The 23,622-nt window shown below is 70.7% G+C and carries 20 protein-coding genes and 3 tRNA genes; 16 read left to right on the top strand and 7 right to left on the bottom strand.

Annotated features, from left to right (window positions below; genetic code table 11):
* Nucleotides 1-21 precede the first annotated feature (21 nt).
* Both ACY3FI_RS00775 and ACY3FI_RS00770 read right to left on the bottom strand, forming a co-directional pair.
* Nucleotides 22-1,554, bottom strand: a complete 1,533-nt coding sequence (locus ACY3FI_RS00775) for a C40 family peptidase (RefSeq protein WP_462548813.1) — start codon at nucleotides 1,552-1,554, stop codon at nucleotides 22-24.
* 34 nt (nucleotides 1,555-1,588) lie between these two features.
* Complete coding sequence (locus tag ACY3FI_RS00770; protein ID WP_462548812.1) at nucleotides 1,589-2,866, bottom strand: M23 family metallopeptidase; 1,278 nt, start codon at nucleotides 2,864-2,866, stop codon at nucleotides 1,589-1,591.
* A gap of 256 nt (nucleotides 2,867-3,122) precedes the next feature.
* On the opposite strand from ACY3FI_RS00770, the gene ACY3FI_RS00765 reads away from it, so the two are divergent.
* The 3 genes from ACY3FI_RS00765 (at nucleotide 3,123) to ACY3FI_RS00755 (ending at nucleotide 3,410) form a co-directional block, all read left to right on the top strand.
* Nucleotides 3,123-3,195 (top strand) — tRNA-Glu (locus tag ACY3FI_RS00765).
* A 64-nt stretch (nucleotides 3,196-3,259) separates the two neighbouring features.
* Nucleotides 3,260-3,336 (top strand) — tRNA-Asp (locus tag ACY3FI_RS00760).
* Between the two features lies 1 nt (nucleotide 3,337).
* Nucleotides 3,338-3,410 (top strand) — tRNA-Phe (locus tag ACY3FI_RS00755).
* Nucleotides 3,411-3,464: 54 nt separating this feature from the next.
* On the opposite strand, the gene ACY3FI_RS00750 is transcribed toward ACY3FI_RS00755, so the two are convergent.
* The gene (locus ACY3FI_RS00750; protein ID WP_462548811.1) at nucleotides 3,465-4,475 is read right to left on the bottom strand and encodes an aldo/keto reductase family protein; all 1,011 of its coding nucleotides are present in this window, start codon (nucleotides 4,473-4,475) and stop codon (nucleotides 3,465-3,467) included.
* 199 nt (nucleotides 4,476-4,674) lie between these two features.
* Between ACY3FI_RS00750 and ACY3FI_RS00745 the strand changes: the two genes are divergently transcribed.
* Both ACY3FI_RS00745 and ACY3FI_RS00740 read left to right on the top strand, forming a co-directional pair.
* Nucleotides 4,675-5,382, top strand: a complete 708-nt coding sequence (locus ACY3FI_RS00745) for a hypothetical protein (protein WP_462548810.1) — start codon at nucleotides 4,675-4,677, stop codon at nucleotides 5,380-5,382.
* Nucleotides 5,379-6,371 carry an NAD-dependent epimerase/dehydratase family protein gene (locus ACY3FI_RS00740; RefSeq protein ID WP_462548809.1) on the top strand — a complete coding sequence of 331 codons (993 nt, stop codon included), beginning with the start codon at nucleotides 5,379-5,381 and terminating at the stop codon, nucleotides 6,369-6,371. Before ACY3FI_RS00745 ends, ACY3FI_RS00740 begins: the two co-directional genes overlap by 4 nt.
* 72 nt (nucleotides 6,372-6,443) lie before the next feature.
* On the opposite strand, the gene rocD is transcribed toward ACY3FI_RS00740, so the two are convergent.
* A complete protein-coding gene (gene rocD / locus ACY3FI_RS00735; protein ID WP_462548808.1) occupies nucleotides 6,444-7,715 on the bottom strand; it encodes an ornithine--oxo-acid transaminase in 1,272 nt (423 codons plus the stop codon).
* Nucleotides 7,716-7,717: 2 nt separating this feature from the next.
* Nucleotides 7,718-8,602 carry a dimethylargininase gene (gene ddaH, locus ACY3FI_RS00730; RefSeq protein WP_462548807.1) on the bottom strand — a complete coding sequence of 295 codons (885 nt, stop codon included), beginning with the start codon at nucleotides 8,600-8,602 and terminating at the stop codon, nucleotides 7,718-7,720.
* Nucleotides 8,603-8,815: 213 nt separating this feature from the next.
* Here ddaH and ACY3FI_RS00725 point away from each other — a divergent pair, with 213 nt between their 5' ends.
* The 10 genes from ACY3FI_RS00725 (at nucleotide 8,816) to ACY3FI_RS00680 (ending at nucleotide 18,414) form a co-directional block, all read left to right on the top strand.
* The gene (locus ACY3FI_RS00725) at nucleotides 8,816-9,253 is read left to right on the top strand and encodes an Lrp/AsnC family transcriptional regulator (protein ID WP_462548806.1); all 438 of its coding nucleotides are present in this window, start codon (nucleotides 8,816-8,818) and stop codon (nucleotides 9,251-9,253) included.
* A gap of 40 nt (nucleotides 9,254-9,293) precedes the next feature.
* The gene (locus tag ACY3FI_RS00720) at nucleotides 9,294-9,635 is read left to right on the top strand and encodes a hypothetical protein (protein WP_462548805.1); all 342 of its coding nucleotides are present in this window, start codon (nucleotides 9,294-9,296) and stop codon (nucleotides 9,633-9,635) included.
* Nucleotides 9,636-9,652: 17 nt separating this feature from the next.
* Complete coding sequence (locus ACY3FI_RS00715) at nucleotides 9,653-10,483, top strand: nitroreductase family protein (RefSeq protein WP_462548804.1); 831 nt, start codon at nucleotides 9,653-9,655, stop codon at nucleotides 10,481-10,483.
* A 5-nt stretch (nucleotides 10,484-10,488) separates the two neighbouring features.
* Nucleotides 10,489-11,253, top strand: coding sequence for a YqjF family protein (locus ACY3FI_RS00710; protein WP_462550383.1), 765 nt, complete (start codon nucleotides 10,489-10,491; stop codon nucleotides 11,251-11,253).
* A gap of 67 nt (nucleotides 11,254-11,320) precedes the next feature.
* On the top strand, nucleotides 11,321-12,592 hold the full coding sequence (locus ACY3FI_RS00705) for a phosphatidylserine decarboxylase family protein (protein WP_462548803.1): 1,272 nt from the start codon (nucleotides 11,321-11,323) through the stop codon (nucleotides 12,590-12,592).
* A gap of 77 nt (nucleotides 12,593-12,669) precedes the next feature.
* Nucleotides 12,670-13,671 (top strand): SDR family oxidoreductase, encoded by a 1,002-nt coding sequence (locus ACY3FI_RS00700; protein ID WP_462548801.1) that lies wholly within the window; start codon nucleotides 12,670-12,672, stop codon nucleotides 13,669-13,671.
* Nucleotides 13,668-14,018, top strand: coding sequence for a hypothetical protein (locus tag ACY3FI_RS00695; RefSeq protein WP_462548800.1), 351 nt, complete (start codon nucleotides 13,668-13,670; stop codon nucleotides 14,016-14,018). Before ACY3FI_RS00700 ends, ACY3FI_RS00695 begins: the two co-directional genes overlap by 4 nt.
* 70 nt (nucleotides 14,019-14,088) lie before the next feature.
* Entirely contained in the window at nucleotides 14,089-14,286 is a 198-nt protein-coding gene (locus tag ACY3FI_RS00690; protein ID WP_462548799.1) for a hypothetical protein, read from the top strand.
* Between the two features lie 739 nt (nucleotides 14,287-15,025).
* A complete protein-coding gene (locus ACY3FI_RS00685; RefSeq protein ID WP_462548798.1) occupies nucleotides 15,026-18,043 on the top strand; it encodes a cutinase family protein in 3,018 nt (1,005 codons plus the stop codon).
* The gene (locus tag ACY3FI_RS00680) at nucleotides 18,040-18,414 is read left to right on the top strand and encodes a hypothetical protein (RefSeq protein WP_462548797.1); all 375 of its coding nucleotides are present in this window, start codon (nucleotides 18,040-18,042) and stop codon (nucleotides 18,412-18,414) included. Before ACY3FI_RS00685 ends, ACY3FI_RS00680 begins: the two co-directional genes overlap by 4 nt.
* A 322-nt stretch (nucleotides 18,415-18,736) precedes the next feature.
* Here ACY3FI_RS00680 and ACY3FI_RS00675 read toward each other — a convergent pair whose 3' ends face one another.
* Together ACY3FI_RS00675 and ACY3FI_RS00670 are read right to left on the bottom strand one after the other, a co-directional pair.
* Nucleotides 18,737-19,444, bottom strand: a complete 708-nt coding sequence (locus tag ACY3FI_RS00675) for a tyrosine-protein phosphatase (protein WP_462548796.1) — start codon at nucleotides 19,442-19,444, stop codon at nucleotides 18,737-18,739.
* Entirely contained in the window at nucleotides 19,437-23,012 is a 3,576-nt protein-coding gene (locus ACY3FI_RS00670; protein ID WP_462548795.1) for a proline dehydrogenase family protein, read from the bottom strand. Before ACY3FI_RS00670 ends, ACY3FI_RS00675 begins: the two co-directional genes overlap by 8 nt.
* A gap of 118 nt (nucleotides 23,013-23,130) precedes the next feature.
* Here ACY3FI_RS00670 and ACY3FI_RS00665 point away from each other — a divergent pair, with 118 nt between their 5' ends.
* Nucleotides 23,131-23,616, top strand: a complete 486-nt coding sequence (locus tag ACY3FI_RS00665; RefSeq protein ID WP_462548794.1) for a MarR family winged helix-turn-helix transcriptional regulator — start codon at nucleotides 23,131-23,133, stop codon at nucleotides 23,614-23,616.
* Nucleotides 23,617-23,622 lie beyond the last annotated feature (6 nt).

The raw sequence follows: 23,622 nt of genomic DNA, 5'->3' as shown, positions 1-23,622 counted from the left end.
TCGGGGGTGCGATCGTGACCGCTACATCGAGCCGCTCGGCCGTGCGACGTACGGCAGGAGCTGGCTCGGCGTCCAGATCGCCCGCTCGAGCACGCCGCGCTGCGGGTTGGCGGCCTCGACCATCATCCCGTTCCCGGTGTAGATCGAGTCGTGGTACGCCTGGCTGACCGTGCCGTTGTACGAGTAGAAGAGGATGTCGCCGGGCTGCCGCTGGGACAGCGGGACCAGGCGGCCGATCGACTTGAAGTGGTTGTACTGCCAGACGACGTTGTGGCCGCCGGTCGCGATGCCCTGCGAGCTGTAGGCCATCATCACGAGGCCGGAGCAGTCCCACTGGTTCGGGCCGGCACCGCCGAAGACGTACGCGTCACCGATCTGGGCGCGGGCGAAGGCGATGGCCCCGGCCGCGCGCGAGGGGGTGCTCGGGGCGGGAGCGGGCGCCGGGGCAGGAGCCGGAGCAGGGCTCGGCTTGGTCGGCGCGGGCTTCGCGGGAGCGGGCTGGGCAGGAGCCGGCTGCGCCGGGGTGGACGGGCGGCTCGGTGCGGGCTGCGCGGGCGTGGACGGCGTGCTCGAGGACGGTCGGCCGGCGCCGGAGCCGGCGGTGTTGCCCGTCCCCGAGCCGCTGCCGGAGCCGGAGTTGCTGCTGCCACCGGAGCCGGAGTTGCTGCCACCGGAGCCGGAGTTGCTGCCGCTGCTGCCGGGGTTGCCGGGGGTGCTGTTCGTGCTGCCGCCGGTGCTACCGGTACTGCCGGTGCTGCCGGTCCCGGTGGTCGTGGTCTGCGAGGCGAGCTGGGCCTCGGCACGCTGTGCCTGCTGTGCGCTCCAGTACGCCGACTCCGTGGCGACGCTCGTGCCCTTGAGGAACGCCAGTTGCTGGAGGACCTCGTCCTGCTGCGCCTGCTCACGGTCGACGCGGGCCTGCGCGGTCGCAGCCGCGTCGTTCGCGTCGTCGAGGGCACGCCGCGTCGCGTCGGTCGCCTTCGTGAGGGCCGTCGTCGCCGCGGACTGCTGCGCCGCGATCGCGTCGACGGTGTTCTGGTCCGCCTGGGCCTGGGCGAGCACGGTCGCCGACCGCTCGGACAGGTGCGTCATCGTGCCGACGCGGTAGAGCAGGTCCTTCGAGTCCGACGCGTCGATGAGCATCGTGGTGGAGAGGTCACCGCCGCCCGTCCGGGACAGTTCGACGACGAGCCCCGCGACCTGGCCGGCGGAGGCGTCCGCGGTGCGCTCCGCCCGCTTCGCCTGCGCGGTGAGGTCGTCGAGCGAGGACTGCGCGTCCTGCTGCTCGGAGGCCGCGAGCGCGTACGTCTGCCCGGCCTGCATCTCGGTGACCTGCGCGGCGTCCGCGGCGTCCTGCAGGGACTGCAGCCGGTCGCTCAGTTCGTCCACGGTGGCCTGCGCCCGGGCGGTGTCCGCCTTGGCCGCTCGCACGTCGTCCCAGCTCGGCGCGGACGGCGCTGCCTGGGAGGGACCCGCGATCACCGCGGCGGCGCCGAACCCCAGGACGGCGATCACCGCGATCCCGCAGGAGAGGGTGCGAGCGGAGTGCTTCATCGAGTGGCCGGACGCCTTCCGGCTGCGCTCGTGCTCATACCGAGATCCCCCGCGCTGCCATGAAGGGGACCGGGTCGACGGCGGAACCGTTCACCCGGGTCTCGAAGTGGAGGTGGCAGCCGGTCGACCAGCCGGTGGAGCCGATCTTCGCGATCTGCTGCCCGGCCTCGACGTGCTGCCCGACGGACACGAGGATCCCGCCGTCGACGACGTGTCCGTACGCGGTGGAGATGCCGCCGCCGTTGTCGAGCACGACCTCGTTGCCGTAGCCGCCACCGTTCGCCGCGAAGGTCACCGTGCCGGAATGCGCCGCGTAGATCGGGGCGTAGCAGGCGGGCGCGAGGTCGACGCCGGCGTGCAGGGCGCGGTAGTGCGTGTAGGGGTCGACGCGGTAGCCGTAGCCGCTCGTCTGGTAGCCGCCGGCGGGACGGACCCAGCCCGACGAGTTCGGGGAGCCACCGCCGGTGCCGCCGGAGCTCGTCGCGGGCGCCTGGGCAGCGGCACGCGCAGCGGCAGCGGCGATCGCGGCCTGTCGTGCCTTCTCGACCTGGACGCCCTTGTTGTACTTCGCCTCGACGTCGGCCTCGTTCGAGGTGAGCAGCGTGAGCTGGGCCTCGAGGCGCGCCTGGTTGTCGGCCTGAGCGTCGACGGCGGACTGCGCCAAGTCGGCCGCGGTCTGGGCGGCCTGCATCTTCGCCTGCGCGGCGTCGGCGAGCTTGCCGAGCGCCTCCTTGGCGGACTCGGCCTTGTCCGCGAGGCCCTGGGCGATGCCGCGGTCCTGCGAGGCCTGCGAGTAGATGCCGTCGGCCTGCTCGGTGAGCTTCGACATCGCACCGAGCTCGTACAGGAGGTCGCTCGACGCCGAGGGGTGCGTGAGGATGTCCGTCGTCACGTTGTCCCCGCTGGCGCGACCGAGCTGCGCTGCGAGCTGCCCTGCCTGCGCCTCGGACTCCGCCGCCGTGTGCTCCGCGTCGTCGGCCTGGTGCTGCAGGGTCTGCTGGGTGAGCGTGGCCTCGTCGTACTTGGTCTGCGCGTCCTGGTACGCCGTGCCCGCGGCCTCGGCGGAGCGCTTCGCCGCGTCGGCCTTCGAGGAGAGGCCCGCGATGAGGGCCTTGATCTCGGTGACCTTGTCCTGCTGCGCCGACTTCGAGGCCTTGGCCTGCTGGACGTCGGACCAGCTCGGGTACGTGGTCGCACTGGCCGACGTCACCGGGGCGAGGGCCGCGAGGGTGCCGGCGGTGAGCACGACGGCGACCGCGGCGGCGACGAGGCGGCGGCGCGGGCGGGGGGAGGGCGCAGTGGGGGTCGACATGTATCTCGATTTCGTAACAGCGCGGCAAGGCTCACGCACGTAACACTGTTAACAGACGCAACAGTAACAACACAGGGGACGACGCGGGCACCCCCGTGCGAGGGGCCGACGCCGCCCCCGATGGTCGCACCGGTCGCCCACCCGAGCCTCCTCGGCAGGCGCGACACGCCGAGGATGCACCCGTCGAGGCGCTCGATTTGTGAAACCCGCAGGGCATCCGTATGCTTGTCCATCGGTAGCGCGAAGCACCGCTTGCGGCCCTATCGTTTAGTGGCCTAGGACACCGCCCTTTCACGGCGGCAGCACGGGTTCGAATCCCGTTGGGGTCACTCCACGTGAGTGAGCAAGCAAGCAAGCAGAGCGAAACCGAAGCAAGAACAAGTAATTCAACATGGCCCTGTAGCGCAGTTGGTTAGCGTGCCGCCCTGTCACGGCGGAGGTCGCGGGTTCAAGTCCCGTCAGGGTCGCCACGGCTGGATAGCTCAGTTGGTAGAGCGTTCGACTGAAAATCGAAAGGTCCACGGATCGATGCCGTGTCCAGCCACGGTGAAGAGCCCCTCACGCGAGTGAGGGGCTCTTTTGCGTTCCCGGGTGGTGCTCAGGCCTCGCGGGTCTTCGGCGAGCTGTCGTTCGTCTTCGCCGGGTCGCGCTCGACGACCGACCCGAGGGCGTCGTCGATCTTCGACATCAGCTCCGCGGGGATCTGCACCCCGGCAGCGCCGGCGTTGTCGTGCACCTGCTCCGGTCGCGAGGCACCGATGATCGCCGACGCCACGTTCTCGTTCTGCAGCACCCACGCCACCGCGAGCTGCGCCATCGACAGGCTCAGCTCGTCCGCGATCGGCTTGAGGTCCTGTACGGCGGAGAGCGTCTCGTCGTTCATGAAGCGCGAGATCATCTTCGCGCCGCCCTTGTCGTCCGTAGCGCGCGACCCCTCGGGCAGCGGCTGCCCGGGCTGGTACTTGCCGGTGAGCACGCCCTGCGCGATCGGCGACCAGACGATCTGTGAGATGCCGAGCTCCTTCGACGTCGGGACCACCTCGCCCTCGATGACCCGCCAGAGCGCGGAGTACTGCGGCTGGTTCGAGATGAGCTGGAACCCGAGGTCCTTCGCCAGCGCGGCACCGGCGCGGAGCTGGTCGGCGGTCCACTCCGAGACGCCGACGTAGAGGACCTTGCCCTGGCGCACGACGTCGGCGAACGCCTGCATCGTCTCCTCGAGCGGCGTCTCGTGGTCGAACCGGTGCGCCTGGTACAGGTCGACGTAGTCGGTCTGCAGACGTTGGAGCGAGCCGTCGATCGACTCGAGGATGTGCTTCCGGCTCAGGCCGGTGTCGTTGTGCCCCTTCGGCCCGGTCGGACCGAACACCTTCGTGGCGATCTCGAGCGACTGCCGCCGCTCCCCCTTCAGCGCTTCGCCGAGGACGGTCTCGGCACCGGTGTTCGCGTAGACGTCGGCGGTGTCGAACGTCGAGATGCCGACGTCGAGCGCCGCCCGGACGCAGGCGATCGCCGCGTCGTTCTCGACCTGTGAGGCGTGGGTGAGCCAGTTGCCGTAGGTGATCTCGGACACCTTGAGGCCCGAGTTGCCGAGGTAGCGGTACTCCATGTGCGTGTCACTCCTGTCGTGGAGCGCGTCGGTGCGCCCCGACCCGTGACGGTAGTCCTGCAGCCGCGAGCGACGACCCACCCGGCGCGTCGGTAGGGTGATGTACCAGTATCACCAGCGTCCAAGACGAAACCCCGGCGATGTGGCCGTGGCCAGGGATCGTTCCGGGGTCTTCGACATCCAGCGTACAAGGGGGCCGATGCATCATCAAGACCTTCCGGCGCTCCTGACGCCGGAACGGCTGCGGTCCTACACGCAACAGTGCCCGGACGAGGCGAGTGCGCTTCGGCTCTACGAGTGGAACATGCGCGCCGCCGCAGCCGTCCTCGAAGTGACGGGCACCGTCGAGATCGTCGCCCGCAACGCCATGGACCGGGAACTCCGGACCTGGGCGCTACGTCGTGGCGGCACGACGTGGTTCGACGTCGTGCCACTGGACCAACAGGGTCGTGCCGACCTCACGAAGGCGCGACAGCGGGCGAGCAGAGGTCGTGGCCGTGCAGCGGACCACGGTCGTGTGATTGCCGAACTGACCTTCGGGTTCTGGCGGTACCTGGTGGAGTCGCGGTACCACACGGCACTCTGGGTGCCGGACCTCCACCGGGCCTTTCCACACGGCCCCGTCAACCTGCGGGAGCGCCGTGCTGAGGTGAAACGACGGCTGCAGCAGCTCCACTTCGTCCGGAACCGCGCCGCCCACCACGAACCGATCCACCAACGCGACCTCCGCCGCGACCTCGACTACGCCGTCGAACTCCTCGGCTGGATCCACCCGGGTGCCGCGTCCTGGGCCACGGACGTGACGATGCTCCGCGCCGTGCTCGATGCCCGACCCAGCACGCACGGGGCAGGATCGGAACCACTGCGGTGCACAGCGGCACCGCCGGGAGCGAAGGAGCATCCATGACCGGACCGAGCGTGCTGTTCATCGGCGGGAGCGGCGTCATCAGCGCCTCCTGCGTCCGCGAAGCCGTCGAGCAGGGCTTCGACGTCACCGTGCTCAACCGGGGGACCACCGGAGGCAGGCCGATCCCGGACAGCGTGACGCGCCTCCAGGCTGACGTGTCGGACCGCAGCGCACTGGCGGAGGTGCTGGGCGACCGCCGGTTCGACGCCGTCGTCAACTGGATCGCCTTCACCCCGGACCAGGTGCAGGCGGACGTGGAGTTCTTCGCGGGGCGGACGCGGCAGTACGTCTTCATCAGCTCGGCCTCGGCGTACCAGACCCCGGCGACACACCTGCCGATCACGGAGTCGACGCCGCTGAAGAACCCGTACTGGCAGTACTCGCGCGACAAGATCGCGTGCGAGGAGCTGCTGATGCAGGCGTACCGGGAGCAGGACTTCCCGGTGACGATCATCCGACCGTCGCACACCTACGACGAGACGAAGCTGCCCCTGACGGGCGGGTGGACGGCGGTCGCGCGGATGCGGGCGGGCAAGCCGATCGTGATCACGGGCGACGGCACGAGCCTGTGGACGCTCACGCACAGCCGTGACTTCGCGGTCGGGTTCACGGGCCTGCTCGACCGGGCGGAGGCGATCGGCGAGGCGTTCACGATCACGAGCGACGAGGCGCCGACGTGGAACCAGATCGCGGCGGAGATCGCGGCGGCCGCGGGGGTGGACGACCTGCGGATCGTGCACGTGCCGGCGGATGCGATCAACGCGGTGGACCCGGAGTGGGGTGCGGCGCTGCTCGGCGACAAGGCGAACAGCTCGGTGTTCGACAACAGCAAGGTGCGCTCGCTGGTGCCGTGGTACCGACCGCGGACCCCGTACCGGCACGGGGTGCGCGAGGTGATCGCGTGGTTCGAGGCGCACCCGGAGGAGCAGGTGGTCGACGAGCGGCTCGACGGACTGATGGACGAGCTCGTGGCGCGCTGGCAGGTCTGACCCACGGAGACGGACCGACTGGAGGCGCGGTGCGGGGCGTCCCCGCACCGCGCCTGGCGCATGTGGTCGCGTCTACCGCGCGGCCAGCACCTCGCCGAGGGTCCCGATCGCGAGCCGCACCTCGTCGTCGGTGACGACGAGCGGCGGGGCGAAGCGGATCGTCGACCCGTGGGTGTCCTTCACGAGCACGCCGCGGTCGGCGAGGTCGTGCGCGATCGCCTTGCCGGTACCGAGCGCGGGGTCGATGTCGATCCCCGCCCAGAGACCGGCGACCCGGTGCGACACGACGCCCCTGCCGACGAGGTCGTCGAGCAGGCCGCGGAGCAGCGGTTCGCCGTCGAGTGCCCGCTGCTGGAAGGTGCCCTCGTCGAGCATCGCGACGACCTCGAACCCGACGGCCGCGGCGAGCGGGTTGCCGCCGAACGTGGACCCGTGTTCGCCCGGGCGCAGGACGCCCAGCACGTCGCGGGAGCCGACGACCGCGGACACCGGGACGATGCCGCCGCCGAGTGCCTTGCCGAGCGTGATCAGGTCGGGCCGGACGCCGACGCGCTCGACGGCGAGGGTGTGACCCGTGCGGCCGAGCCCGGACTGGATCTCGTCGGCGACGAACAGCGCGCCGAACTCGTCGCAGATCGCACGGACGTCCGGCAGGTACGTCTCCGGCGGGATGACGACCCCGCCCTCGCCCTGGATCGGCTCGAGCAGCACGGCGACGACGGTCTCGTCCATCGCCGCCCGCAGTGCCTCGGCGTCGCCGTACGGCACCGTGCGGAACCCCGGCGTGTACGGCCCGAAGTCGTCGCGTGCGGTCGGGTCGTCCGAGAACGACACGATCGTCGTGGTACGGCCGTGGAAGTTCCCGGACGCGACGATGATCGTGGCCTGGCCGGCCGGGACGCCCTTCACGCGGTAGCCCCAGGCGCGGGACACCTTGATCGCGGACTCGACCGCCTCGGCGCCGGTGTTCATCGGCAGGACGAGGTCGGTGTCGGTCAGCGCGGCGAGCGACTCCGCGAACGGGCCGAGCCGGTCGTTCACGAAGGCGCGGCTCGTCAGCGTGACCCGGTCGAGCTGGGCCCGAGCGGCGTCGAGCAGGCGGGGATTGCCGTGCCCGAAGTTCACCGCGGAGTACGCGGCGAGTCCGTCCAGGTAGCGCTTGCCGTCCACGTCCGTGACCCACGCGCCCTCGCCCGACGCGATGACGACCGGCAGCGGGCTGTAGTTGTGGGCGAGGGAGCGGTCCTCGACGGCGAGCGCGGCGGCGGTGGCCCCACCGGCGGCGGTGGCGTCGCCGAGCGCGCCGGCGCCCCGGTGGGCGTCGGCTCCGGTCGCGGTGCTCATGGCTACCGCGCGACCGAGGTGTCGGTGCCGACGGGGTGCAGGTCGAGCGTGCAGCACTTCACGCCGCCGCCGCCGAGCAGGAGCTCGGACAGGTCGACGCCGATCGGGTTGTAGCCCTTCTCGCGCAGCTGCTCCGCGAACGTGGTGGCGCGCGAGGCGATCACGACGTTGTAGCCGTCGGAGTACGAGTTGAGGCCGAGGATCGCGGCATCCTCCTCGGTGGCGATGACCGCGTCCGGGAAGCGCTCGCGCAGGATCGCCAGCGAGGGCTCGTCGAACGCGCTCTCGAGGTACGCGATGTTGCTCGTGCCGTCGGCGGCGGGGACCGGGTCGAGCACGGCGATCGCGGTGTCGAGGTGGTAGAAGCTCGGGTTGATGAGCTTGAGGGTGACGACCTCGCGGCCGTAGATGCGTGCGAGCTCCTCGTGCGAGGTGCTGTCCGAGCGGAAGCCGGTGCCGGCGTAGATCGTGTCGCCGATGAGGAGGAAGTCGCCCTCGCCCTCGTTGGTCTCCTCGGGCTCCGCCACCTGCAGGCCGGCGCTGCGGAACCAGTCCATGTACGCGGGGCCCTCGGGCTGGCGCTCGGGGTACTGGAACTTCGCGCCGTAGGCGACACCGTCGAGCACGAAGCCGCCGTTGGCCGCGTAGACCATGTCGGGCAGACCCTCGATCGGCTCGATGTACGAGATGTCGAAGCCGAGCTGCTCGTAGACGTCGACGAGCGACTGCCACTGCTCGACGGCCTTCGAGGTGTCGGTCGGCTCTTCCGGGTGCATCCACGGGTTGATCCGGTAGCTGACCGTGTAGTGCGTCGGCTTGCACATCAGGATCGTGCGCTTCGTGGCCGTCCGCTGCGGGAGCGTGGTCTGGGGTGCGGTGTTCGACACGGGGTCCTCCTGGACCGGGGTCCGAGCCTGCCAGGAACCACCACGGTGAGTACTCCGACGAGATGCAGGCTCACTCGCCGGAGGCGGACCAGGTCGACGCCTGCAGCGAGTCTTGCACGAACCCTCCGAACGGCCTGGCACCCGTTCGGGTGACGCACGATTCGTGCGCCGCGCCCACCTTGCTCGCAACGGATCGCGCGTACGATTGCTGCAATGGACACGCTCGACCACCGCATCCTGGACCAACTCCGGGAGAACGCCCGCGCCGGCTACGGCGACATCGGTTCGGTGGTCGGTCTCTCCGCCTCCGCCGTGAAGCGTCGCGTCGACCGCCTGGTCGCCGACGGCGTCATCCAGGGGTTCACGATCAAGGTCGACCCCGCGGTCGAGGACCGTGGCACCGAGGCCTGGGTCGAGCTGTACTGCCGCGGGACCGTCTCCCCCGACGAGCTCCGGTCACTGCTCGACACCGTGCCCGAGGTCGTCGACGCCGGCACCGTGACCGGCAGCGCGGACGCCGTCGTGCACATGCGCTCGCGGGACCTGCCGGCTCTCGAGCTCGCGCTCGACCGGGTGCGGCTCGCCCCGCAGGTCGACCACACCCGCAGCGCGATCGTCCTGTCCAAGCTCGTCAGCCGCGAGTCCGCGTAGGGTCGCGTCCGTGGGACGCAGGACGACAGCCGGGAGGCGCGTGGGGCCTGGCGTCCGACCGCCTGCGGCCCGCCACCTGGTCACCGCAGCCGCCGTCGCCTACGTCGCCAACTGCCTCTGGGGCACGGCCGTGGCCGTGCGCCTGGTCCGCACGAAGCGCCTCCGGGTCGTGCACCACGGCCTGTTCGTCGTGACCGCCACCCTGACCGGCCTCGCTGCGACCACCCCGGCGTGGACCCGTGACCGGTCGGCACTGTTCCTGCTGCCGGCGCTCGTGCCGCTCGCGGTCGCCCCGCGCACGGACCCGCGCGCCGGAGCACACTGGAGAGTCGCGGTCGCCGCAGCGCCGTCCTACCTGGGGGCGCTGCTCGCGCGGCGCTGACCGCGGGGAGGACACCAGTGGAGCTCTTCGATGCCATCCGGCGCCGACGCACGACGAACGGCGCGTTCCTGCCCGACCCCGTGTCCGAGGAGCACCAGCGGCTGCTCATGGAGCTCGCGGGGCGAGCCCCGTCGCAGCTGAACAGCCAGCCCTGGCGCTTCGTGATCGTCGAGGAGCGGGACACGATCGACCGCATCGCCGACATCAGCGGGCGTTCGATGACGCAGACGATGGCCGAGGGCTCGTTCTTCGAGCGGTACAAGCCGTACTTCCGGTTCTCGCAGGCCGAGATGGACGAGCGCCGCGACGGGATGCTGTTCGACAAGCTGCCGCGTCCCCTGCGCCCCTTCACCAAGCAGGTGTTCACGAGACGCGGGCAGTTGCTCATGAACACGCTCCGGGTGCCGCAGACCCTCGGCGAGGAGAACCGGAAGCTCGTCGCCGGGTCGCCGCTGCTGCTCGGCGTGATGCTCGACCGCGACGAGTACCGGAAGGAGGCGCGCAACGCCTTCTACTCGGTGTTCAGCATGGGGGCGGCGATGGAGAACGTCTGGCTCGCGACGACCGAGCTCGGACTCGGGATCCAGTTCGTGTCCTTCCCGATGGAGGTCGAGGAGGCCTGGGCCGAGGTCGAACGCCTGCTCGCCGTCCCGCCGGAGCTCGAGCTGATGGCGGTGTACCGGATCGGGTACCTGCCCCCGGAGCGACGCCGGCCTGCGATCGACTGGGTGTCGAACGAGCGGAAGCGTCCCTCGCAGTACGTGTTCCGCGGGACCTGCGCCACGCCGCAGCAGGGGTGGGACGACGTGCCGGACGCGGCCACGGCCGTCGACGGGAGCGCGTCGTGACCGCCATGGGGTCCGACGGGGCGGCACCGCGCCTCCAGGCGGTGACGCCGACCGCACCCGCGCTCGCGGGACGGCCGTGGATCGAGCAGGCGTGGCGGGACGTCCTCTTCGTGCACTGGCGCGTCGACCGGTCCGCGGTGGCACCGCTCCTGCCCGCCGGGACCCGCCCGGACACCCTCGCGCCCGACGGCACCGACGACGGTGAGACCACGTGGGTCGGTCTGATCTGCTTCCGCTTCACCGACACCCGCTTCCCCCCGGTCTCGGTCGGCCGGGTCGGCGACTTCGTCGAGGTGAACGTCCGCGTCTACACGGTCGACGAGCAGGGGCACCGCGGCGTCGTGTTCCTGTCCCTCGACGCGGGCAAGCTCGCCCCGACGGTCGGCGCACGGGTGGCGACCGGTCTGCCGTACTGGTGGGCGATCGCCGAGCAACGCCGTCCGGCGCCGGACCGCCTCGCGTACGGCGTCCGTCGGCACGGCACACACCTGCGCTCGATGGTCGACGTGCGGACCGGCGGTGCGATCGCGGAACCGACCGCCCTCGAGACGTTCCTGACGGCGCGGTGGGGCATGCACGTCCGGCGCGGCGGTCGGACGCGGTTCTGGCCGAACGAGCACGAACCGTGGCCGCTGCACCGGGCGTCGGTGGTGTCGCTCCGTGACGACCTGCTCCGGGCGGCCGGGTTGCCCTTCGCGCTCGCGGAGCTGGAGCCGGACTCGGTGCTGTGGTCGCCCGGTGTCACCACGCGGTTCGGCCGCGGGCGCTGAGCACGCCGCCCGCGGCCTGTGGCGGTGTTCAGGACCTCGACGCCGCCGGATGAGTAGCGTCCGGAGCGTGACAAGTGCATCGCAGCAGGACGTCCGTAGCCGAGCCGGGTGGCTCCCCGCCGACCAGGAAGGGTTGGAGGCGTGGCTCCGCGGACGCCGCGAAGACCTCGCCGACCGGGACCCGGACCAGGTGCTGCACCCCGCGGTCGCGGCGTTCCGAGACCTCGTGGAGGGCGACCCCGTGCTCCGCATGCAGGCGCACGAGATGATCGAGCAGGTGCCGACCACGCGGGAGTACGCCGAGCGGCACCTCGAGAGCTTCGACGAGCTGCTCCTGCTCGTCGACGAGGTCGTCCGGAGTGCGCCCGAGTACGGCGAGCAGATGGTGATGACCCCGCTCGACGGCGTGCTCGACTGGACCAAGTCCACCCCGGCCGGCTTCGCCTTCTACCGCGATCCCCGCGTCAACGAGGCCCTGCGGGGGATCCTGCAGGCATGGTGCACCTTCCTGTCGTCCGAGGACTCGACCGACGTCCTCGTCGACGCCCCCGGCGGGTGGCGGAGCGAGTCGGCCCGGCGCGCGGTCGGCATGGACCGCTTCGAGCACGACCCGGAGGACGAGCGCTGGGGCTTCACGTCCTGGAACGACTTCTTCACGCGGCGCTTCCGGGAGGGTGAGCGTCCGGTCGCCGCCCCCGAGGACGACGCCGTCGTGGTGGCGCCGTGCGAGGCGACGCCGTACCGCATCGCGAGCGGTGTGCACCGGCGTGACGAGTTCTGGGCCAAGGCCGAGCCGTACTCCGTGGACGAGCTCCTCGCCGGTGACGAGTCGGTGGACGCGTTCGTCGACGGGACCGTGTGGCAGGCGTTCCTGAGCGCCCTGGAGTACCACCGCTGGCACAGCCCCGTCGCGGGGACCCTCGTCCGCGCCTGGGTGCAGCCGGGCACGTACTACTCCGAGGCCGACTCCCAGGGCGCCGCTGCCGCCGAGCCGACCCTGTCGCAGGGGTACCTGGCGCACGTCGCGACGCGGGCGATCGTGCTCCTCGAAGCCGACGACCCCGCGGTCGGGCTGGTCGCCTGCGTGTTCATCGGCATGTCCGACGTGTCCTCGTGCGTGATCGGCGACGGCATCGAGCCGGGCTCCCGGGTGGGCAAGGGCGACGAGCTCGGGTACTTCCAGTTCGGCGGGTCGACGGTGTGCGTGCTGTTCGGCCCCGGCGTCGTCGAGTCGTTCGCGCTCGAGGCGGTCCCGCAGGCTCCCGACGAGTCGACGCACCCGATCGCGGTGCGCTCCCACCTGGCGACGGCGCGACGGCGCTCGGGACAGCCCGGCTGAGCAGGGTCGCAGCGCGCGGTGCGTCCGGGGGACACGATCCCGGGTCCGCCCGGGCGGCCGTGCGTAGAACGGGAGTCATGACGCGCGTTGCAGTGGTGACCGGTGGATCCGCAGGACTGGGACGGGCGACCGTCCGCGAGCTCGCCGCCCGGGGGTGGGACGTCGCCGTGCTCGCTCGCGGGCAGGACGGGGTGGACGCCGCGGTCGCCGAGGTCGAGGCAGCGGGACGCCGCGGGCTCGCCCTCGTCGCGGACGTCTCAGACCGTGACGCCGTCGAGGCCGCGGCCGACCGGGTGGAGCGTGAGCTCGGACCGATCGACCTCTGGGTGAACGGCGTCATGGTGGGCGTGTTCGGGAAGTTCCTGGAGACCGCTCCGGAGGACTTCGAGCGCGCACTGCACGTCACCTACCTCGGCTTCGTGAACGGCACCCGAGCCGCCCTGACGCGGATGGTCCCCCGTGACCGCGGCCAGGTGATCCAGGTCGGCTCGGCGCTCGGCTTCCGCGGCATCCCGCTGCAGGCGGCCTACTGCGGCGCGAAGCACGCGATCGTCGGGTTCACCGAGTCCGTCGTCTCCGAGCTGCTCGAACAGGGCAGCAAGGTGCAGGTCTCACGCGTCGACATGCCCGCCCTCAACACGATCCAGTTCCAGTGGGTGAAGTCGAAGCTCCCCCACCACCCGCAGCCCGTCGCGCCGATCTACCAGCCCGAGGTCGGTGCCCGCGCGATCGCCGCGACCGCCGAACACCCCCGCCGCCGGACCTGGGTGGGCGAGTCCACCGTCTACACGATCCTCGGCAACCGGATCAGCGGCCGCTTCGCCGACTGGTACGCCGCGAAGACGCTCGTCTCGGGGCAGCAGGCGCCGCAGAAGGACGGTCTGCAGATGTCCGACAACCTCTACGAACCGGTCCCGGGCGACCACGGCGCGCACGGGGTGTTCGAGGAGTCGGCGCACGCCTGGTCCCCGCAGACCTGGTGGGTCGAGCACCGCCGCGTCGGCAACGGCCTGATCGGCGCGGCCCTCGGACTCGCCGGCGCGGTCGGTGCCGCGGCGATCGCCGGACGTCGACGATGAGCCGCCGTCCGCCCCGCCGCACCGCGCGCGACCGCTCCCGCGCCGTCGAGGGTGCCCGCGCCGTCGTCGGGATCTGGCACGGCGTCCGCGCCCTCCGCGGCAGCCACGAGCGCGTGCTCGACGGCGTCCTCGCCGTCCGTCAGCTCACCCAGGCCGCGGTCGTGCTGCGTTCGGGTGCCCCGGAGGCGCACACCGCGAGCGCCGTGGTCGACGTCGCGCACGGCGCCTCGATGGTGCCCACGGCGCTGCTCGGTCGCCGCCGACGACGCTTCGCAGCCGTGCAGGTGTGGACGGCGCTGGCCCTGGCGGTCGCCGAGGTCCGCGCGGTGGGGTCCGGCCGACGCTGACGCGCTGGCGCAGCGCGCTGATCGACCAGTGCCTGCGGGTGGCACATGACCACGGCGTAGCGTCCAGGCCATGAGCGAAGCAGAACAGACCGAGCCCGTCATGGACGGCGCGAACGAGGCGACGAACCACGAGAAGCTCCGTGGCCTCATCGAGCAGGTCGACCACGACCACCACGGCGAGGGCGCCGGCGCGATGGCCGACCACCTCCGCGACCGGATGGACGAGACCGGCGTCGAGGACGAGGACGCGGGCGACCACGAGGACTGACCCGACGACGGGTCCCGACCACGACGGTCGGACGGGAGGCGCGACTCAGCCCGCGGGCGTGCGGAACCTGCGCAGCGCCTCCAGTCCGGCCCCGTCGAGACCGAACCGCTCCACGAAGCGGTCCACCCTGAGCCCGGGACGGTCGCGCTGAGTGCCCGCCATGCCCTTGTCGGTGAAGATGCGATCCGCGGGCACCCCGAGGGCCCCGAGCGCGTCAGTCTGCGCGGTGAGGTCTTACCCGGTCGTCGAGCGCCCGGACGTCCGGTAGCCGACCGACTACCGGACTGGCGTCGGCGACATACCCGGTCCGATGAGGGGTCTATCCGCTTTGCCGCTCGCATTCTGTTGGCTGGTAACCAAACGCCAGCCCACCGAGTCCTGGTCCTGAGGACTCATTAAGCCCACGCCGGTACTACCAGTTTTGAACGGGGGTTTTTCTTTTCACCCCCAACTGGGTGCCACGCAGCGTCGTGCAGCTTTCTCCTAGGCTGCGCGAGCTGACAGCAACCCGTGCTGCCTTCATGACGTAGGGGGTTCCGTGCGCGCATTGCTGCACACTTCTCGCGCGAGGAGGCGCAGCATCGCTGCTGCCACCCTCGGCGCGGTAGCACTGCTCGGGTCGGTTCTCGTGGCGACGCCCGCGCAGGCGTTGTCGGACACGGGAACGGGTGGTGTGTTCACGCCAGCGTCCGGGAAGGTCCTTGACACCCGCGATGGGACGGGCGGGTACTCGACGCCGATGACCGCTGGGTCGTACCGCACGGTGAAGGTCGCCGGTGTCGGCGGGCTACCGGATGACGGGTCCGTGGGTGCGGTCACGCTGGATGTGACGAGTGTGTCGCCGCCTGCACAGGGGCAGGTGTTCCTGCGTCCGAACGACGCCACCTCGACAACGCTCGGCATGGTCTATGCCGCAACCGGCAGCACGACGAACACCGTCACCGTCGCGGTCGACACTGACGGCACAATCCAGGTCGACGCGACCACCGCGGCCGGGCTGGTGATCGAGCTGCAGGGCTACTACAGCGCGAACACCGACGGCACCGCGCCCGGCGGGTTCGTCTCCGTGCCGGGTAAGAACTTGGTCGATACCCGTGCAGGGACGGGAGCCCCGCAGGCTCCGATCGCGAACGGCGGGTCACTCACCGTGCAGGTCGCCGGGCAGACAGGAATCCCTTCCGACGCGTCCGGTGTGGTGGCGACCTTCCTCGCCATCAACGGCACGGCTACTGCCGGGTACCTCACCCCATACGCGGCCGACGAAGCGAAACCGGCACGCGGGCTGAACTACGCCGCGTCCACGAGCACCGCTGTCTCCGCACAGATCGGATTGTCCGCGAACGGGAAGATCACGATCGCGAACAGCAAGACCGCGACGAACCTCGTGATCGACATCCAGGGGTACTTCACCGCCACGGGCAAGGGCGGCGCCGTGTTCACGCCCGCCGCCGGCCGCCTGCTCGACACCCGCGCCACCGGGCAGAGCATCGTCGGGCAGAACGACACCCGCGTCATCGGCGTCGCCGGCCAGACAGGCGTCCCGGTGATGGGCTCCGGCATCACCGCGGTCGCACTGACCGTGACCTCGGTCCACACTCAAGCATCCGCTGGCCGAGCGATCATGTGGGCCGACGGCACCCCGCGACCCGGCACCACCGCGATCAGCTATCAGGGCTCGTCCATCCGGTCCAATACCGTCATCGTGCCCCTCGGTGCGAACGGCAAGATCGACCTCTACAACCTCGGCGACCCCACCAACTACGTCCTCGACCTCCAAGGCTGGTACACGAACCCGCAAGCATCCACAATCTCTTGCCCAACTCCATACGATGCTGGCAGCTGGGCGACCGCGGTCCCAGCTGCTGACATCACGTGCACTGTTGTGACGCCCGCCGAATCGAGCAGCGATCAACAGCTCACAACCACCCTGGACGGAGATCTCTACAGCCTCGATGACCTGTCTGAAACCGGCACCACCACGACTTCAGTCGTCGTTCCGGCGAAGGGAGGAGTGCATACGATCAAAGTGGAAATCGATGCTGCCAGTGGCACCGCCATTGCAGCGAATACATACTCCTTCGGTCTTGGTGATTGGTCGTCGAAGTCACTGACTCCAACCCCCGCTGACGGGACGGAGACCGACACGGCCGGGTCGCTTTCAGTCACACCCGCCGACGACAGCTTTGGCTCGGACGCACAGTTCCGCTACATCATCACGAACAACGCCGACGCCAGCGACCCGGTGGCTGACAGCGGGTGGACCACAGGTGCGTTCCCGATTCCAGCGACGGCACTGACCGCAGGCAACACCTACTACTGGCACGTGACGGTGAGCGGCACCAGCGGAGGCTCCACGACAGTCAGAACGGCGACATCGCCAACATGGTCATTCATTGCGAGCGCGGCACCCACCCCTGCTATCTCCTGCCCCGCCCCGTATCAGGACGGGAGCTGGCAGAAAGACGCTCTCAGCGCGCCGGTGACGTGCACCGTGACCGCACCGTCCGCCTACACTGCTGGCGCAAGTTTGGCTGTAGGAGTTGATGGCGTGGATGCAGGAACTCAACCGCTCACCGGTGGCACTTCCACAATTGCGACGTTCACGATCCCGGCCGGTGCTGCTCAGCACACCATCACTGCGACGACCTCAATCGCGTCCACTGGCGCCACGTCTGGTGCCGACTACACCTTCGGCACTGGTTTGTGGACTGACGCCGCGTACATCCCTTCAATCGCAGACGGCGGCAATTCCGCGGATATTGCTCCAACTCTCTTTGCCAACACGGATGGCGCACCATTCAGCAGTGACGTCGAGCTCCAATACACCATAAGCGCCAACCGTGATGGAAGTGGCGTGGTTGCTCAATCCGACTGGTCGGCGCGTCCGTTGGCAATCGCGTCGGGAGTCCTCGTCAGTGGTCAGACTTACTTCTGGCACGCAGAGGCGAGGGGCTCGGTGAACGACGGATCCACCACCGCTGATATGACTACCCCCACGTGGTCGTTCACGGCGACCGCAGATCCAAATCTGACTGCCGTGACGTCGACACCGGACTCGACAAGCTCCACGCAGACGGACTCGGTCCAAGCATCCGCTGCCTCAAGCTGCCCGTCATGGCTCTTCATCGGAGTGCGCGGTACCACTGAAACTGCAGGATCCGGAAAGTCGAGATGGGGACGCGGTTGGACTTCCGGGGGTTACGGTGAGATGCAGCCAGTTGCGCAGAAGCTCAAGAACGACGTCCGCGCGACGGTCGAGTCGTTGAATTACCCGGCTTCAGCTTCTGGGATCGGGGCACCGGCGTATTGGAACAGCGTGTCCACAGGACAGTCGAATCTCATCGCGGAGATGAATTCCGTAGCGAAGAGCTGCTCGTCCACCAAGATGTGGGTGGGTGGGCATTCGCAAGGTGCGCAAGTCGTTGAAGATGCTCTCGCTAGCGGGAAGTTGTCCAAGGCTGCAAAGGCAAACTTCCGAGGGGCCGTTCTAGCAGGCAATCCAACCTACGCACCCGGGGAGAAAGTCGATGCGCCCGGAAACGGATTCGAGGGCGGCGTCCTTGCTAGCTGGCATCATTCTATCGATTCTTTGACGGCAAAGAACAACAAGGGGAAGAAGGTGACGCTAGGGCGATCATATTGCTTCCCAAACGACTTTTTCTGTCAATATACTGGGGTCTCGACAAAAGTTCACAACTCGTACAACCAGGAGCCGACCCCGTCCCTAGAAGAGAAGTGGTTGAGGCAGTTTTCATGAGTAGTTCGACCAATGGGCCGCGCGAGGCTCGCCCCTCTTCGAACATTGGCCTGATCCTGACTTGGCTTTGTGTTGTTGTTGCTTTAGTTTTCTCATTGATCTGTGCGGATTATGTGTTCAACGCGAACCTCCGCGCATACGCGCTATGTGCGGAGCGTGACCAAGCAGGGTGTTCGGATGCGGGAATGTTCAGCAGCATGGCTCTCGTTCTCATCGGCGGCGTAGGTGTCGTTGTACTTGGAGCCTATTTGGGTGTTCGGCGATGGGGCAGGGGCCGGCGTGGCGTGTGGTTTCCGGTTGCGTCAATCGCTGCAGTTGGTGTGGTGACGCTTGTTGCGATACTCAGCCTGAAGCTTCTGGTGCCCGTGTGAGTTGCAGGTGCAAGTGTTTGAACTGCGTGTCCCTCTTCCATTGGGATGTGCGGAAGGCGTCTGCAGGACTAGCGCACGCAGCGAGGAGCAGCAGCGCTCCTCCGCAGAGAAGCACTGCTAGGACTTCGTGGTGAGCGGTCAGTATCCGCATGTGAGCCCCAAGTTCAGCGGATTGATCGGCGCGAGTAAATAGAAGACTCGGAAGGCCGACCACCTCCGCGACCGGATGGACGAGACCGGCGTCGAGGACGAGGACGCGGGCGACCACGAGGACTGACCCGACGCCGGGTCGCGACCACGACGGTCGGACGGGAGGCGCGGCTCAGCCCGCGGGCGCGCGGAACCTGCGCAGCGCCTCCAGTCCGGCCCCGTCGAGACCTGACCGCTCCACGAAGCGGTCCACGTCGAAGCCGGCGAGCGCGGCGCGGAACGCGCCCTCGACGGTCGTGCCGTGCTCGGCACAGAGCGCGTGGATGCGGCGTTCCTCGGCTGCTCCGGCAGCGGTGCCGAACGTCTCCAGGTAGTCCGCCACGACGGCTCCGCGATCCACCCCGGCGATCATCAGCAGTGCGAGCGCGACGACGCCGGTGCGGTCACGGCCGGCGGCGCAGTGGAACAGGACGCCGCCCGGCCCAGCGTCAGCGACGGCGCGCAGTGCGGCACCGGTCCGCTCGGGCAGCGTGTCCAGGTGCGGGCCGTAGTACAGGGGCGTGCCGACGAGCCCGGTGGACCAGTACGGAGACCAGAACTCCGGCTCGTCGTCGAGCCCGTCGTGGTCGACCCGCACGGTCGTCAGCCAGTCGGGCCGTGCGCCGGTGTCGGCGGCCGCATCAGCATCGGAGCGCAGGTCGACCACCGTCCGGATCCCCGCCTCGCGCAGCGTCTGCCACCCGTCCGCGGTGAGTCCGTCGACCGTGGCCGATCGCCAGATCCGCCCGCGGGGCGTCGTGCCGCCGTCGCGCAACGGCAGGCCGCCCAGGTCGCGGGCGTTCGCCAGGCCTGCGGCGAGCAGCGTCCGGCCGTCAGACATGCAGCTCGGACAGGTCCGGGTCGAGGTCGCCGAAGCGGTGCGCGGTGATCGTCACCGACTGTTCACGGAGGAACGGCAGCATCTCGACGATGCCGGACTCGACCACGGGAGCGTCGTGCACCGCGACGTCGATGCTCGCGCCGAGTGCCTCCTCGAGCGCCAGGGGGTCGCCGCCGATGAGCCGGATCCGCCCACCGGGTGCACCGAACGCCGTGGGGGCGGGTCGATCGGTCGGCTGCGCGAGCACGGCGTCGAGGGCATCGTCGGGCTCGTCGTCGCCGGTCGACCAGCGCTCGCGGAACAGCGCACCCGACGCGGTCCGCCGCAGGAACTCGTCGTCCGACTCGACCAGGTGGTCGACGACGTCGAGCGGCGAGCGGCTCGACGCGAAGAGTTGCGTGAGCGGACCCGGCAGCGGTCTTGCGGTGCTCAGCAGGACGTGCGCGCGGGCAGCCGTCGCTGCGACGAGGACCCGGACGAGGTCGCCGTTCGACGTGCCCTCGGCCTGCCGCACGACGACCGACTGCGGCCGCCAGCGGAGCACGTTGCGTTCGACGAGCAGACCGGCCGGGTCGGTGGACCGGCCGAACTCGGCCTCGCGCGCCCGGACGTCGCTGCGCGCCCCGGCCCGGACCTGGTCGAACTCCTCGAAGGAGAGCCCGCTGCGGGCCGCCTCGACGACCGCGGTCACGCGCGGCGGGAGCCCGTGCAGCTGGATGCTCTTGTGCACGGCGCGCGAGACCGGCTCCCACCGGCCGAGCGTGGCGACGAACAGCGGACCACCGGGCTTGGTGCCCGTGCCGACCACGGACCGCCCCCAGCCCCCGGACGGCTGCCGGCCCACGACCGTCCCCGTGGTGCGCCGGTTCACGAACAGGCTGCCGGCCCGGACCCCGTCGATCCAGTCGGCGACCTCGTCGGCGTCGAGCGAGTGCAGCCCCGCGGCGAGGCCGGCCTCGGTGTCGTTCTGCACCGCGATCGCCTGGTCGAGCGTCTCCACCCGGACGATGCCGAGCACCGGCACGGGCTGTGCGGTCCGGTGGTGGTCGCTGCCGGGCCGGACGCCGTCGCGGATCCCCGGCGACCAGAGGCGCCCGGAGTCGTCGAGGGGCAGGGGCTGGACGAGCCACGACTCCCCCGGCGCGAGCTCGGTGAGGGCTGCCCGGGCGGCCCCCGTCGGCTCGGCGACGAGCGGACCGGCCTGCGCCGTGGGGTCGTCCGGCCACGCGACGCGGAGGGTGCGGGTGGCGTCCACGAGCTGGCGCCGGAACCGCTCGCTCTCGCCGACGGAGCCGACGAGCACGACGAGCGCCGCGGTCGACCGGTGCTGCCCGGCGTGACCGAACGCCGACGCGACGACGTCCTGCACGGCGAGGTCGAGATCGGCGCTCGGCGTCACGACGATCGTGTTCTGCCCGTCGGTGTCCGCCGTCAGGGGCAACCCGGCACGCCACCAGCGGAAGGCCCGGGCGGTCTCCGCGGAGCCGGTGAGCAGGATCCGGTCGACGGCCGGGTGTGCGACGAGCTCGCGGACGAGGTGCTCGTCCGCGGTGTCGACGAGCTGCAGCAGGGAGTGCGGCACCCCGGCGTCCCACAGGACGTCGGCCACGAGCGCCGCGGTGCGCTTCGCCTCCGGCACCGGCCGCAGGACGACACCGCTGCCCGCGGCGAGCGCCGCGACGACCCCGCCGACGCTCGTCGCGACGGGGGACGTCCACGACGGGACGACCACCGTGAGCCGCGGCGGCACGAAGCGTGCGCCGTCACCGTCGAGTTCGGCGAGCCGACGTGCGCTCCGGGCATGGTGGTGAGCCAGGTCGACGGCCTCGCTGACCTCGTGGTCGACCTCGCCGAGGGTCGCGCCGGTCTCGGCCGCCGTCGCCTCGACCAGGTCGGCACGTCGGGTCTCGAGCTCGTGGCCGATGAGGTCGAGCAGCTCGGCGCGGTCGGTCGGGTCCTGCCGCCCCCAGTTCACGCCGGCCTGGGCGGTCCGGGCGACGATGCGTTCGAGCTGGGACCGGTCGGTCACCTTGGCACCGCGGGCGGTCTGCAGGCCGAGGCGCGACTTCGGGACGCGACGCAGGACGTCGGTCGCCCAGGCACGGTTCGCGGCCGTCGACGGGTCCGTGTCCGGGGTGCCGCGGAACGTCTCGCGGTGCACCGGCTCACTGACCGGGGCGCTGCGGTCCTGCACGCGGAGGGTCGCGGGCACGGGCTCGTCGACGGCGTCGACCGCGGCGCGCCACAATCCCTCGACCTGGGCGGCGACGCTGGCGTCACGGGCGAGGTCGGCCGCGGCGGCGAGGAAGTGCTCGGTGCCGGCGGTCTCCTGCAGCCGTCGGGCGAGGTAGGGGATCGCGGCGTCGAAGTGGTCCGGGTGGACCACCGGGGTCAGCACGCGGACGCGACCGACCTCGGCGCGCACGGCGTCGAGGTGGGTCGTGGCCATGCCCAGGAGCACCTCGACGTCGACGGCGTCGGTGATCCCGCGGCGCTGCGCGAGGGTCCACGCGGTGGCGAGGTCGAGGAGGTTGTGTCCGGCCACCCCGACCCGGACGGCGTCGGTGCGTTCGGGCGTCAGCGCGGCGTCGAGCAGCCGCAGGTGGGCGGTGTCGGTCTCGCGCTTGGTGTCCCACGTCGCGAGCGGCCACTCGTGCAGGATCGCCTCGACCCGCTCGGAGGGCAGGTCCGCGCCCTTCGTGAGGCGGACCCGGACGGGCGCACCGCCACGGGCTCGCCGGCGCTGGGCCCACTCCGTCAGCGACGCGAGGGCGCCCGCGGCGTCGGGCAGCGAGGTCGGCAGGGTCACCCCGCCGTCGAGCGCGGCGAACTCGTCGCGGTCGAGCAGGGTCCGGAACACCGCCACGGTGACGTCGAGGTCACGGTGTCCGTCGACGGCGAGCGTGATGCCCTTCGACGGAGCACCGTCGCGCATGCGCCCGACCGCGGCCCGGGCGAGCGGCACGAGTCGGTCCACCGCGCGCTCGACGGTCCGGTCGAACGCCCACGGAGAGCGCTGCGGCACGACGTCGGCGATCGACAGCGTGACGTGGTCGACGTCGTCGCGGTCCAGCAGGTCGAGCGTCGCCTGCAGTCGCCGGTCGCTCTCGGCACTGCCGAGCACGGCCTCGCCGAGCAGGTACAGGTCGGGGGTGGTGCCCGGTCCGGCGGTCTTCGCGAGGGCCGCGCCGAGCTTCGCCGGGGTCGCGTCGACGACCAGGTGACCGGTCATCCGGCGGAGAATCCGGCGCACGGTCGGGATCGCCGCCCACGGCGCCATCGAGGCGAAGCCGCCGCCGAGCGTCACCGCGCCGCGGAGGTACCAGGCGAGCGCGTCGGGGACGTCCTTGCTCGTCTGCTCGAGGGTGCGCGCGGCGACCCGTGGATCCTCCGGGCGGATCACGCGGTCGAGGAACCCGCGCGTGAAGTCGAGGCCGTGCTCGTCACGCAGCGCCTCGGTCAGCCGGACCGCTCGCGGGTCGGGCTTCACGCCCGCGGACGCCGCGATCCACCGTCGCGCGAGGGCGACGGCGTCGTCGGTGCAGTCCTGCAGTCGCGCGCTCGGCATGGTCCGATGCTATGCCGAGCGTCCGACGGCACCTCGGAAGGGACCGAGAGCGCGCGGGGAGTCGTCCGGGAGCGCGGAGTCCGGTCGGTGGGACCCCGCTGACGGATATCCTGAGCCCATGTCGAACACGGGCGCCGCTGGCCACGACTGGGCCACCTGGGATGCCTACCACGACGCCTGGCGACGGATGGACCGTGCGCTCGACCACGCCGTCCAGCGGGGCGCGGGCATCTCGGTGCCGGAGTTCGAGATCCTCATCGGCCTGCACCGCGACCCTGAGCACCGGCTCCGGGTCCGCGACATCGCCGCCGGCATCGGCTGGGAGAAGTCGCGGGTCAGTCATCAGGTGACGCGCATGGTCGCGCGCGGCCTCGTCGACCGCGAGGACTGCCCCACCGACGGACGCGGCAGCTGGGTCGTGATGACCACCGCCGGGCGCCGGGCCGTGCTCGCCGGGATCCGTGCTCACACCGGTGCGCTCGAGGAGCTGTTCTGGAGGCCCGTGGGGACCGACGCGGACACGCTGCGGGCCGTCAGCGCGCGCGTCCAGGACGCGATCGGTCCCGACGAGGACCTCGCCGAACGCGAGGCCGCCGGCGCCTGACGGCAC

The sequence above is a fragment of the Curtobacterium sp. RM9 genome, from assembly GCF_054956955.1.
Note: the sequence above shows the minus strand (reverse complement) of the source record. Positions and strands in the feature narration are given on the sequence as shown.